Genomic DNA, 12940 nt, shown 5'->3' with positions numbered 1-12940 from the left:
CGCTGCGCGTGGCGGGCGGCGTGGCGCTCGATGCCCGCGGCGTGTGGAGCAACCTGAAGCAAGACCCGGCCGCGCAGCGCGGCCTGGCGCTGGTCGATGGCGGCCGCGTGCTGCTGCGCGGCACCGGCGACGTGACCCTGGCGGCGGGCAGCGCGATCGATGTGTCCTCGGGCGGGGCGTTGCTGACGACCGGCGCGGTGCAGGGCGGCCGCGGCGGCAGCGTGACGCTGGAGGCCAACGCGCTCGGCGGCCAGACCGCATCGGGCGGCAGGCTGTCGCTGGACGCCGCGGTGCGCGCCTACGGCATGAGCGGCAGCGGCGCCCTGAGCGTCGCCAGCGGCGGCGTCATCGTCCTGGGCGGCCCGGCCGATGGCCTGCCTGCCGGCGCCTTGCGGCTGGACCCGGCGCTGTTCCAGTCCGGCTTCGCCAGCTATGACGTCAATGGCCATGGCGGGCTGCGCGTGGCCGACGGCGCGGCGATCGAGGTGGCGATGCCGGCCTGGCGCATGCGGCGTGAAAGCGGCCCGCTGCCGCCGACGGGCGCCGACCCGGCCGAGGCGCTGCAGTTGTGGACGCCGCCGCTCTACGCGGAAGATCCCAAGCGCGGCAAGCTGACCCAGCGCGGCGGCGCCAGCCTGGCGCTGCGCTCGGACCGCGCGACCGTCGGCGGCGTGCTCGAGATCGGCGAGGCCGCGCGGGTCGCGGTGGATCCGGGCCAGTCGATCCGCCTTGTCGGCGGCGACCAGATCACCGTGCTGGGGCGCCTGGTGGCGCCCGGCGGCCTGATCTCGATCCTGGATACGCGGGTGGATTCGCAGCAGAACTACACCCCCAAGGCCAACGGCCGTTCGGTGTGGATCGGCGAGCGCGCGGTGCTGGACGTGGCCGGCGACAGCCATGTCGCGCTGGCCACCGACGGCCGCCGCTACGGCGTGGCGCGCGCCGGCGGCAACATCGAGATCGGCGGCATGCTGGACTGGGAAGTGGACGCCTACGCCCCGCGCCGTCCGATGGACCGGCACCTGATCCTGCGTCCCGGCTCGCTGCTGGACGCATCCGGGGCGCAGGCGCTGGTGGACCTGCCCGGGCGCGGCGCCACGCTGCTGGCCTACAACGGCGGCAGCATCGTGCTGGCGTCGGCCAACAGCCTGTACCTGGACGGCGACCTGCGCGCCGCGGCGGGCGGAGCGGGCGCGGTGGGCGGCACCCTGGGCGTGGCGCTGTCGCCCGCCTTCTATCTGAGAAGCCTGGCCGAGGCCGAGGTGCTGACGCCACGGGTACTGACGCTGGCGCAGCGCCAGGGCGCCCCGTTGCTGTCCGCCGATCTGCGTCCGGGCGAACTCGGCGGCAACCTGCGCTATGGCGTCGGCGGCCTGGGCGTGGACCAGGTCCAGGCCGGCGGCTTTGGCAACCTGGCGTTGTTCGCGTCGATGCGGGCCGAGAACAGCCTGACGCTCGCCATGCCGCAGAGCCTGCGCCTGTCGGGCCCGCTGATGCTGGGCCAGAACGCGCCCGCGGGCAGCCTGGTGCAGCTGTCGGCCCCGTACATGTTCCTGAATCACGCGGCCTATGCGCCGCCGGTGGGATCCGACAGCGTGGTGCAAGTCGGCGTGGTGGCGCCGGAGTGGCTCAAGCGCGGGCATCGCCTGGTGCTGGACGCCGGCATGATGGATCTGCGCGGCATGCGCGACTTGCTCAGCTTCGATGATGTCCAGGTCAACCTGACCGGCGACCTGCGCCTGACAGGCGTGTCCATGGGCCAGGACTTCAATGGCAATACGCTGCTGGCCGCGCCCAACCGCCTGACCATCACCGCGGCCCAGATCTACCCCACCACCCGCGGCGGCGGCGGGATTGCCGCGGGCGAATACTACGGGCAGGGGGGCGGCAGCGCGGTGAAGAATCCGGATGCGGTGCTGACGATCCGGCGCGCCACGGAGGGCATGCCCGACATGCCGTATTCCGCCTTCGGCGCGGTGACGTTGTCGGGGCCCAATATCATCCAGGGCGGCGTGGTGCGCGCGCCGCTCGGCTCGATTCTGTTCATGGGGCCCGAAGGCGCGCCGTCCAGCGTGCGCTTCCTGGCCGGCAGCGTGACGTCGATCAGCGGCCAGGGGATGGTCATGCCCTATGGCGGCACCACCGACGGCATCAAGTACCTGTACGGCGGGCAGGAGATCCGGACCAGCGGCGTGGGCGGCAATGACACGAACGGCGCGCCATCCCGCATGATCCAGATCAACATGAAATCCGTCGTGGCCGAGGCCGGCTCGCTGCTGGACCTGTCCGGGGGCGGCGAACTGACCGGCGCCGCGTTCGTGCGCGGACGCGGCGGCTCGGTGGACGTGCTCAAGTACGCCATGGCGGACGCCAATCCCGGCTTCGGTTTCAGCAAGTCCGGCAATGCCGTCTATGCCATCGTGCCCGGCTTCGGCGGCGACTATGCGCCGGCCACGAAAGACGCCGCCATGCCTGCGTACGGCCAGCGCGTCACCATCGGCGCCGGCGTGCCGGGCTTGCCGCCCGGCACCTACACGCTGTTGCCCGCCAATTTCGCCATGCTGCCGGGCGCGTTCCGCGTCGAGGCCGGTGCGCCGGGCGTGTTCGACGCCGCGCAGGCCGCGCCGACCCGCGGCGGTTCCTGGGTGACCACGGGCCGGATGACGGCGCCGGGTGTCAACCCGGGCGCGGTGCCCGCCAGTCAGCTGCTGGTGACGCCGGGCGACGTGGTGCGGCGCCATGCGCAATACAACGAGACCTCGTACAACGCCTTCCTGGTGGCCAACGCGGCGCGCACCGGCACGCCGTTGCCGATGCAGCTGGCCGACGCGGGCATGCTGCGCCTGAAGCTGACGCCGGGCGCGGGCCGCGAAGGCACGCCGGCCCTGTCGTTCGGCGGCGTGGCGCGCTTCTCCGCGGCGCCGGGCAGCACCGGCGCGGGCGGCACCCTGGCCGTGGACGTGCGGGGCGGCGGCCTGGAAATCCTGGGTCCGGGGCAGGCGCCGGCCCTGGCGGGCCCTGGCGTGGCCGTCTCCGCGGACGCGCTCAACGCCTTGCGTCCGGCCCGCATGGTGCTGGGTGGCGTGATAGGCGCCTCCACCCAAGCCGATTCGCTCGGCGCGATCAGCCTGGCCGGCGACGCCCAGCGCGTGCTGGTGCGCGGCGGCGCCAGCCTGTACGCGCCGGAGATCGTGCTGTTCTCACCCGACAACGGCAATATCACCATCGAGCAGGGGGCCGTCCTGTCCACCGTCGGGCTGGGACCGGCGCCGCAGGACGCGCGTGGCGGCTATTACTATTCGGTCCAGACCAACGGCGCGTTGGTCCTGTCCAACGGGCTGGTCAACCTGCGCCCGCCGACGCAAGACGGCCGCGTGGCCATCGACATCGGCGCCTGCCCGGGCATCTGCTCGGGAACCACGCGCCTGGTGTCGGAAGGCACCCTGGGCGCGGCCACCAACGGCGCCTTCACCTTGCGCGACAACGTCGAGTACGGCACGCGCAACCTGATGCTGAGCGTGTCCGGCCTGAACCTGGGCTCGCCGCAGGCGCTGGCCCAGGCCGCGGCACAAGGACAATTGCCGCCCGGACTGGCGCTGGACCAGGATGCCCTGGCGCGGCTGCTGCGCGGCAATACGGCGTTGGGCGCGCCCGCGCTGGAAAGCCTGATCTTCAACGCCGCCGAATCCATCAACGTGTATGGCGCGGTGACGCTGGACACCCGCGCCGCGGCCGGTCCCTCGGCCTTGCGGCGCCTGGTGCTGGGCGCGCCGGCCGTGTATGGCTATGGCGCGGCGGGCGACACGGCGCGCATCAGTGCGTCGGAATTCGTCTGGGCCGGCTCGGTCAGGGCCGCGACGGCCGGCAACGCGCCGTTGGGCTACGACCAGCCGGCGGCGCCGGGCGGCGCGGTGCTGGATCGCCTGGGCGACGGCAGCCTGACCATCGCGGCCGATGTCATCCGTTTCGATTACTCGCCCTACACGGTGCCGGCCTCGCTGGTGCCGGCCAACCGGCTGGCGCTGGGCTTTGCCGCGGTCAACCTGGAGGCCGCCCAGATGATCACGGGCGCGTCGACCGGCAGCCTGCACGTCTATCACAAGCAGAACGGCTATGTGGCGGGAGAAGGCTGGCGCTACCAGGGCGGCGATCTGACGCTGCGCACGCCGCTGTTGACCGGCGAGGCGGGCGCGACGCTGGCGTTGCGCGCCGGCGGCGCGCTGGCGCTGACGGGCACCGGCGCCGTGGCGCCCGCCCGCGACGTGCTGGGCGCCACGCTCGATCTGAAGGCGCAGCGCGTCACGCTGGATTCGACCGTGGCGCTGCCGTCGGGCAAGCTGACCGTCAAGGCCGATGGCGACATCACCTTGGGCGCGGGCGCGCGCATCGACCTGGCGGGACGCGCCTTCACGGCGTTCGATGTCACCCGCTACAGCTGGGGCGGCGACCTTGAACTGAACAGCGTGGCCGGCAACATCGTCCAGGCCGCCGGGTCGGTCATCGACCTGTCGGCGCGCAACCAGCGCGGCGGCCGCATGCAGGCCTCGGCGCTGGGCGTGGCCGGCGGCCACGTGGCGCTGGACGGCGTCATTCTGGGCGGGGCCAGCGGCGAGCACGATGCCGGCGGCACGCGCGTGCCCTATGACGGCGCCGAGATCATGCTGCGCGCGCAGACGCTGGCGGATTTCGCCGGGCTGAATCAACGCCTGAACCAGGGCGGCGTCACCGGCGCCCGCCGCTTCCAGCTCAAGCAGGGCGACCTGGTGGTGGGCGACGAGGTGCGCGCGCGCGTGGTCGAGATCAGCGTCGATGGCGGCAGCCTGACCGTCAATGGCCGTATCGACGCCAGCGGCCGCCAGGTCGGCAGCATCCGCCTGGCGGCGCGCGACGACCTGCGCATCAACGGCCTGCTGGACACGCATGGCGCACGCCTGCGCCTGGACAGCTACGGCAAGGTGATCGACGCCGCCAACCGCGCCATCATCGAACTGACCTCGCGCGACGGCATGCTGGTGCTGGACGCCGGCGCGCGCTTCGACCTGCGCGCCGGCACCGACGACCCGAGCCGCCTGGCCGGCCGCCAGCTCGGCACGCTCGACCTGAATGCCCGCCGCCTGGGCGGCGGCGGCGGGCGCGGCGCCATTGCCGGCTCCGGCGACGGCGCCAACGACGTGGCCATCCGCATCACGGGCACGCCGCAGATCCTGGGCGCCAAGACCGTGGCGGTGAATGCCTTCCGCCGCTATGACGACGCGCCGCTGGCGCCCAAGCCCGACGTCAGCGGCAAGACGCCGCAGCTGATCACGCAGGCCTACCTGGACGGCATCGACGGCGAGAGCGTGGCCTTCATGAACGCCGCGCTCGGCAATGGCGCGCTGACCGCCCGGCTGGCGGCGCTGGGCCCGTACCACTTGCGGCCCGGCGTCGAGATCGTCAGCGCCACGCCCGATGGCAATCTGGCGGTATCGGGCGACATCGACCTGTCGAACTACCGCTACGGCCCCAACGCCAACCGCACGGTGGCCGCGCTGCGCGGCTACGGCGAGCCCGGCAAGCTGGTGCTGCGCGCCGGCGGCGACCTGGCCATCCACGGCAGCCTCAACGACGGCTTCGCGCCGCCGCCCGAGACGATCGACGACAGCGGCTGGAAGCTGGTCGAAGGGCGTTTCCTGGGCAATGGCCAGACGCCGTTCGGCGAAGACCTGGTGGTGCCCATCGATGGCGTTCAACTGGAAACGGGCACCGTCTTCCCGGGCGGCCGGGCGCTGAACTACGACCTGCCGGCACAGGCCGCCACGCTGCCGGCCGGCACCGTGCTGCCGATGGCGGCGACACTGAACGGCCCGTTGGCCCTGCCCGCCGGCCTGGTGCTGACCGGCGACCTGACGCTGGCCGACGGCCGCGTGCTGCGCGCCGGCTCGGTGCTGCAGGAGGCGCTGACGCTGGGCGCGGGCGCCCGCCTGGGCGTGGGCTTCACGCTGCGCAGCGAGGCGGCGCTGCAGGCCTTCACCTGGCCCAAGGGCGTGCCGCTGCCGGCGGCGCTCAAGGCCAGCGCGCGCCTGGATCTGGCGCGCGGCTCGCTGATCCCGTCGCAGACTTTCATCGAACTGCCGGGCCATCAACCCATCAACCTGCGTCCCGTCGGCCCGGATGGTCGGCAGGGCCGCAACTGGGCCCTGGCGCCGATGCTGGGCGAAGGCGCCAGCGCCTGGAGCGTGATGGCGGTGGCGGGTGCGGACCTGACGGCGGCCGACATGGCGGCGCGCCGGCCGGACGGGCAGGGCGACATCATCCTGGCCGACACGCACTACGGCCGGCTGGCCTATGGCAGCAAGACCACCACCAACGTATTCATCGGCGAGCGGGTGCTGACGCAGCTCGCCATCGACGAGCTTGAACTCGATCCGTCGTTGCTGGGCACGCCCGTCAAGCCCATCGCCGACGGGTACGAGATGAGCGAGGATACGTTCTGCAATAGCACCGGCTATTGCGAGGCGGGCAAGCGCAAGCTGACGGCGGCGGGTTCGCTCTACTGGTTCGGCGACGAGTCGGGCAAGGGGCGCTACGTGGCGGAGCTGGAGGTCGAGTGGGGCGTTTCCGAGGCGGAATTCTGCGAGGCGGTCAGCTATTGTGAAGGCGGCGGCCGCACCGAGACCACCGTCACGCGCGAGTACCGCTACGCCGACCGCACGCCGCTGTTCAGCGTGCTGCGCACCGGCACGGGCGACCTGTCGCTGCTGGCCGGGCGCGACGTCGGCATGGCGTCGGTCTACGGCGTGTACACGGCCGGCACGCAGTCATCGCTGGGGGCGTCGCTGGACGCGCGCTTCAACCTGCCGCGCGGCACCACCGCCGACGACGCCGTGCTGGGCACCGTCCAGTACGACGGCAAGTACGACGCGGCGCTGGCCGCCTACCGCGCCTGGTATCCGGACCAGGGCGGCAACCTGACCGTGGCGGCGGGCCGCGACATCTATGGCGACGCATGGGCCAAGACCGCCATGAACGCCCAGCGCTACGGCAGCCCGGACGTCGAATACCCCAAGTACCCCAGCGCCGCGCTCAGCAACTGGCTGTGGCGCCAGGGCAGCGTGGGCACGCCGGGGGTGACGGACATCGCTTCGAGCTGGTGGATCAACTTCGGCACGTACGCCAGCAATTCGTCGACCAACGGGGAACAGCCGCGGGTGGTGGGCTTCACCGGCTTCGGCACCCTGGGCGGCGGCAATCTCAGCATCAGCGCCGGGCGCGATGCCGGCGTGCGCGATCCGCGCGGCGACGCGCTGCTCAACAACAATCTGGCATCCGGCCGTTCGCAGGCCCTGGTGGCCGTGGTGGCCGGCACTGGCCGGGTGGTCGGCGGCGACCTGGTGCTGACGGGCGGCGGCGACATGGATCTGCGCATCGGTGGCGCGTACAACCCCAATCTGCGCGCGATGCAGCAGACCGACGGCAGCGCTGGCACGGGCACCGGCTATGCCGGCAACTTCGAGGATGTCGATCTGAACGGGCTGCTGGTCAATCTGCGCGGGCAACTGGCGTTGACGGCGGGCCGGGTGGGCGGCATCGCGCTGACCTATGGCGACGGCGCGCGGCTGCGGGCCCCCGACCAGTCCGCGGTGGGCGGCGGCCGCCCCATGGGCGGGCCGCGCCTGCTGCTGGGCGATGCCGTGGCGTCGTTCGACACGCGCGGCGACCTGGTGCTGGCCGATGCGCCGGACCCCGGCCGCGTGCGCCAGATCAATACCAGCCCCTATACCCAGGGCAGCCTGGCCAAGGGCGGCGGCGCGGAAAGCTGGTTCACGCTGTGGACGCCAGGCACGGCCATCGAACTGTTCTCGGCCGGCGGCAACGTCACGCCGCTGACCACCAACAACACGTTCCGGCCCGGCACGGACCTGCTGACCGACGATACGATCCGGGCCGGCGCGCAGCGGCAGATCAGTTATGTCTACCCCGCCAAACTCAATGTGACGGCGGCCGGCGGCAACGTCATCCTGGCCGCCACCACGCGCGAAGCGGAAAACACCAATCACGTGCTGCTGCTGGCGCCGTCGGCCGCCGGCGAACTGTCGATGCTGGCCAGCGGCTCGATCTTCGCCGCGGACGCCCATGCGGTGTCGATATCGGGCGCGGACACGCCTCTGCCGACGCCGTGGCGTCCCGGGTTCATGGCCGTCAACGGCGGCGATATGGGCAGCCAGACGATCCTGAACACCTCCGTCGAGGGCAACCGGTTCTGGCAGAACTCGGCCAAGCCCCTGTTCGTGTTCGGACCCAATACCCCGCTCGATGCCGCGCCGCGCCAGACCGAAGGCGAGGTGGCGCGCCTGCATGCCGTGAATGGCGATATTGTCGGCCTGCGCGTCGGCGCCGAGACGCGCATGACGGCGGATGTCTTCCAGGGGCGGCCGCGCACCGTGCTGACCTGGTACGAGGCCGCGCTGCCGGTCTCGGTGCGGGCGGGGCGCGACATCCTCGGGATGGGCGCGCTGGGCCTGCACAGCAACGCCAATGACCTGTCGCAGGTGATCGCCGGGCGCGACATCGTGCAGGCCGACCTGAAGGTGGCCGGCCCCGGCACGCTGCTGGTGCAGGCCGGCCGCAACATCCGCCAGGACGACGTGGCCAGCATCGTCAGCGTCGGCGCCATCGTGCGCGGCGACGCGCGCCCCGGCGCCAGCATCGCGGTGCTGGCGGGCGTCGGGCCGCAGGGCCCGGACTACGCCGGCCTGCTGGCGCGCTACCTGGACCCGGCGCGCGCGCTGGCCGCGGGCCAGACCCTGGGCGCCAATCCCGATCGCGTGGCGCAGTCCTATGCCGGCGAGCTGTCACTGGCCGGCTGGCTGCGCCAGGCATACGGCTACCAGGGCGACGAGCCGGGCGCGGCGGCCGAACTGGCGCGCCGCCAGGGCATGCTGGATGCCGAGGTGGCGGCCGATCCGGCGCGCAAGCGCCGCGACCTGATGCAGGACTATCGCCAGGAAAGCGAGCTGCATCTGGTCAACTGGCTGCGCCTGCATCATGGCTACGACGGCGGCGAGGACGGCGCGCGCGCCGCGCTGGACGCGCTGGCGTCCCAGCAGCGCGACATCTACGCGCGCCAGCTGTACTTCGCCGAGCTGCGCAAGGGCGGCCGCGAATACAACGAGCAGGACGGTCCGCGCACCGGCAGCTATCTGCGCGGCCGCCGCGCCATCGCGGCGCTGTTCCCGCAGACCGACGCCGAAGGCGCGCAACGCCTGTACCAGGGCGACTTCACCATGTATGGCGGCGCCGGCCTGCGCACGCAGTTCGGCGGCAACATCCAGGTGCTGACGCCGGGCGGGCAGCAGGTGCTGGGCATCGAAGGCGCGGCGCCGCCGGCGACGGCGGGCGTGGTGACGCAGGGCCAGGGCGACATCCAGCTGTACGCGCTGGGCAGCGTGCTGCTGGGCCAGAGCCGCATCATGACCACCTTCGGCGGCCACATCCAGGCCTGGTCGGCCGAGGGCGACATCAACGCCGGCCGCGGCGCCAAGACCACCGTGATCTACACGGCGCCCAAGCGCGTCTACGACGCCCTGGGCAACGTCACGCTGGCGCCGACGGCGCCGTCCACCGGCGCCGGCATCGCCACGCTGGCGCCGATCGCCGAAGTGCCGGCGGGCGACGTCGACCTGATCGCGCCGCTGGGCACGATCGACGCGGGCGAGGCCGGCATCCGCGTGTCGGGCAACGTCAACGTGGCGGCGCTGCATGTGGTCAACGCGGCCAACATCCAGGTGCAGGGCGACAGCAAGGGCATCCCGGTGACGGCGGTGGTCAACACCGGCGCGCTGGCGTCCGCCAGCGCGGCGTCCTCGGCCGCCTCCGGCGCGGCGCAGGACTCGGTGCAGCGCGCCCGCGAGCAATCGCGTCAGAACCAGCCCTCGGTCATCAACGTGCAGATCCTGGGCTATGGCGAGGAACCGCTGGCCGGCGTCGGCGCGGCGCCGCAGCCGCGCGCGGCCGCGCCGTCCTATCGCCCCGACGGCGTGGTGCAGGTGCAGGGCGTGGACAGCGGCGGCTGAGGCCGGGCGTTGCAGGCGGTCGGCAAAAAGCCGGCCGCCTGTCATGCCGCCGTCATCAAGACGGCGCGCGAAAAACGCACCAGGGCCCGGCGAAAACCGGGCCCTGATTCTTTTCTGCGCAGCTTTTCCCCGGGGCCGCGCTGTTTCATGAAATTTTTCTTACAACGCGCAGTCCGCGCCGTCCGGGAACGTCTAGTAACAAGCAGAAGCTGTAGACGCGGGTATGCGGGCAGAAAGCCGTAACAGGATTGTCGCAAGCGCGCTGCACGGTAGCGGCCGGTGCCAGACCGGCTATCACACAAGGAACTGAGTGCATCGCTATGCATGATTTCGAGAGCAGGGGCGGCGCGCTGCGCGCCATGATGCGCCGGGCGCCGGGCGCGGTCGTGCTGGCCTTGGCCGCGAACGTGGCCGGGGCGCAGCCGGCGCCGGCCGCGCAGGAGGCGCGCCGCGTCAACATCAATGAGTACATCGTGCGCGGCAACACCGTGCTGGACGCGCGCGACATCGAGAAGGCCGTCTATCCCTACCTGGGGCCGGACCGCACGCTGGCCGACATCGAGTCGGCGCGCGAGGCCCTGCAGACGGTCTACCAGGAGCGCGGCTACCAGTCCGTGTACGTCGACCTGCCCGAGCAGCAGGTGGCCGACGGCATCGTGTTCCTGCAGGTCGCCGAGACCAAGGTCGGCCGCGTGCGCGTGGTGGGCGCGAAGCACTATTCGCCGCTGACCATCCGCGACGAAGTGCCGGCGCTGCAGGAAGGCGAGGTGCCCAACTTCAACCAGGCGCAGGCCGAGCTGACCAACCTGAACAAGGGCGCTAGCCGCCAGGTGGTGCCGCTGGTCAAGGAAGGCCGCATCCCCGGCACCATGGACGTCGACCTCAAGGTCGAGGACAAGAACCCGTGGCACGCCAGCCTGGGCCTGAACAACGACTACAGCGCCGACACCACGCGCCTGCGCAGCACGGCGTCGCTGGGCTATGACAACCTGTGGCAGCTGGGCCATTCGGTCAGCCTGACGTTCTTCACCGCGCCGCAGGAAACCGACAACGCCAAGGTCTGGTCCGGCTCGTACTCGATGCCGCTGGACAAGCAATGGAGCCTGCAGTTCACCGGCTACAAGAGCGACAGCAACGTCGCCACCATCGGCGGCACCAACGTGCTGGGCAAAGGCTATTCGTTCGGCATGAGCGCCATCTACACCATGGCGCCGCAGGGCGATTGGTACAACTCGCTGTCGGTCGGGCTGGACTACAAGAAGTTCGACGAGACCACGCGCTTTGGCGGCAATGAAGACCTGATCCCGCTCAAGTACGTGCCGTTCACCTTCTCGTACAACGGCTACCGCTATTCCGAGTCGTCGCAGAGCAGCGTCGGCCTGTCGATCGTCGGCGCCAGCCGTTCGTTCTTCGGCCTGGGCAGCGACTGGAAGGAATTCGACGACAAGCGCTATCGCGCCAGCCCCAGCTTCGCGCTGCTGCGCGGCGACGGCACCCATACGCAGAACCTGTTCGGCGACTGGCAACTGGGCCTGCGCGCCGGCTTCCAGCTGTCGTCGGGCGCGCTGGTCTCGAACGAGCAATTCTCCGCCGGCGGCAGCACCAGCGTGCGCGGCTACCTGGCCGCCGAGCGCACCGGCGATGACGGCTTCCTCGGCTCGGTCGAGTGGCGCACGCCGTCGCTGGCGCGCTGGCTCGGCAGCAATGTCAACGAATGGCGCTTCTACGCCTTCGCCGACGCGGCCACGCTGCGCCTGCGCGATCCGCTGCCCGAGCAGGATGCCAGCTACTCGCTGGCCAGCGTCGGCGTGGGCACGCGCCTGCAGGTGCTGGACTGGCTGTCCGGCTCGCTGGACTGGGGCTATCCGCTCAAGGACGGCCCCAACACCAAGAAACACGATCCCCGACTGAACTTCAGCGTCCGCGCCAGTTTCTGAGCGCGCGCGAAACCGTATTTACCCCGGAGTCCTGACCATGCAACGCTTATTGATGCTCCTACTGACCGTGCTGGCCGGCGTGCTGCCGTCCGCCGCCAACGCCTGGTGGCAACCCGACTGGCAGTACCGCAAGCAGATCACCGTCGACAGCACGCCGCAGGGCGCGCCGCTGGGCGGCGCCGCCGGCCGCACGCCGCTGCTGGTGCGCCTGCACACCGGCAACTTCACCTTCGACGGCATCAACGAGAAGGGCGCCGACATCCGCTTCGTGGCCGGCGATGACCAGACCGTGCTGAACCACCAGCTGGAAGCCTTCGATCCGCTGCTGGGCATGGCGCTGATCTGGGTCGACCTGCCGGAACTGGCCGACGGCCAGCGCCAGGACATCTGGATGTACTACGGCAACCAGAAGGCCCCGGCCTCGGCCAATGGCCAGCTGACGTTCGACCCCAACTACACGCTGGTCTACCACTTCGACGGCGCCGCGGGCGCGCCGCCGCGCGACACCACCGGCAACAGCAACAACGCCCAGACGCCCATGGCCGCCGCGGTCGACGGCGTGATCGGCCGCGCCGCGCAATTGGCCGGCGGCGCGCCGCTGATGCTGCCCGCCAGCCCCTCGCTGGCCGTGCCCGCCGCGGGCGCCTTCACCTTCAGCGCCTGGGTGCGCGCCGACCAGCCGGCCGGCGAGCAGCTGGTGTACGCCCGCCGCGATGCCGGCAACGCGCTGCTGATCGGTATCAACCAGGGCGTGCCCTTCGTCGAAGTGAACGGCCAGCGCAGCCAGCCCGGCCAGTCGCTCACGCCCGCCGCCTGGCAGCACCTGGCCGTCACGGCCGATGGCAGCCGCGTCACGCTGTACGTGAACGGCCGCGCCACCTCGTCGCTGGCCGCCAGCCTGCCGCCGCTGAACACGCCGGCCGCCCTGGGCGGTGACGTGCCGGCGCCGGC

General features: G+C 71.7%; 3 protein-coding genes. All 3 read left to right on the top strand.

All coding sequences use genetic code 11. The features are described from left to right. Nucleotides 1-20: 20 nt before the first annotated feature. The gene (locus tag H0523_RS30130; protein ID WP_218950887.1) at nucleotides 21-10052 is read left to right on the top strand and encodes a filamentous hemagglutinin family protein; all 10032 of its coding nucleotides are present in this window, start codon (nucleotides 21-23) and stop codon (nucleotides 10050-10052) included. A 320-nt stretch (nucleotides 10053-10372) separates the two neighbouring features. After that, nucleotides 10373-11989 (top strand): ShlB/FhaC/HecB family hemolysin secretion/activation protein, encoded by a 1617-nt coding sequence (locus H0523_RS30125; protein WP_054431810.1) that lies wholly within the window; start codon nucleotides 10373-10375, stop codon nucleotides 11987-11989. A 37-nt stretch (nucleotides 11990-12026) separates the two neighbouring features. Continuing rightward, the coding region (locus H0523_RS30120; protein ID WP_180180256.1) for a DUF2341 domain-containing protein at nucleotides 12027-12940 on the top strand (914 nt) is incomplete at its 3' end.

The organism is Achromobacter insuavis, from assembly GCF_902859645.1.
In the GTDB taxonomy this organism is placed as follows: Bacteria; Pseudomonadota; Gammaproteobacteria; order Burkholderiales; family Burkholderiaceae_B; genus Achromobacter; species Achromobacter insuavis.
This window is presented reverse-complemented; position numbering and strand designations above follow the sequence as displayed.

Excerpts from the sequence above, each read along its gene's own strand:
- H0523_RS30125 (WP_054431810.1), top strand. The coding sequence starts at position 10,373 with ATGCATGATTTCGAGAGCAGGGGCGGCGCGCTGCGCGCCATGATGCGC.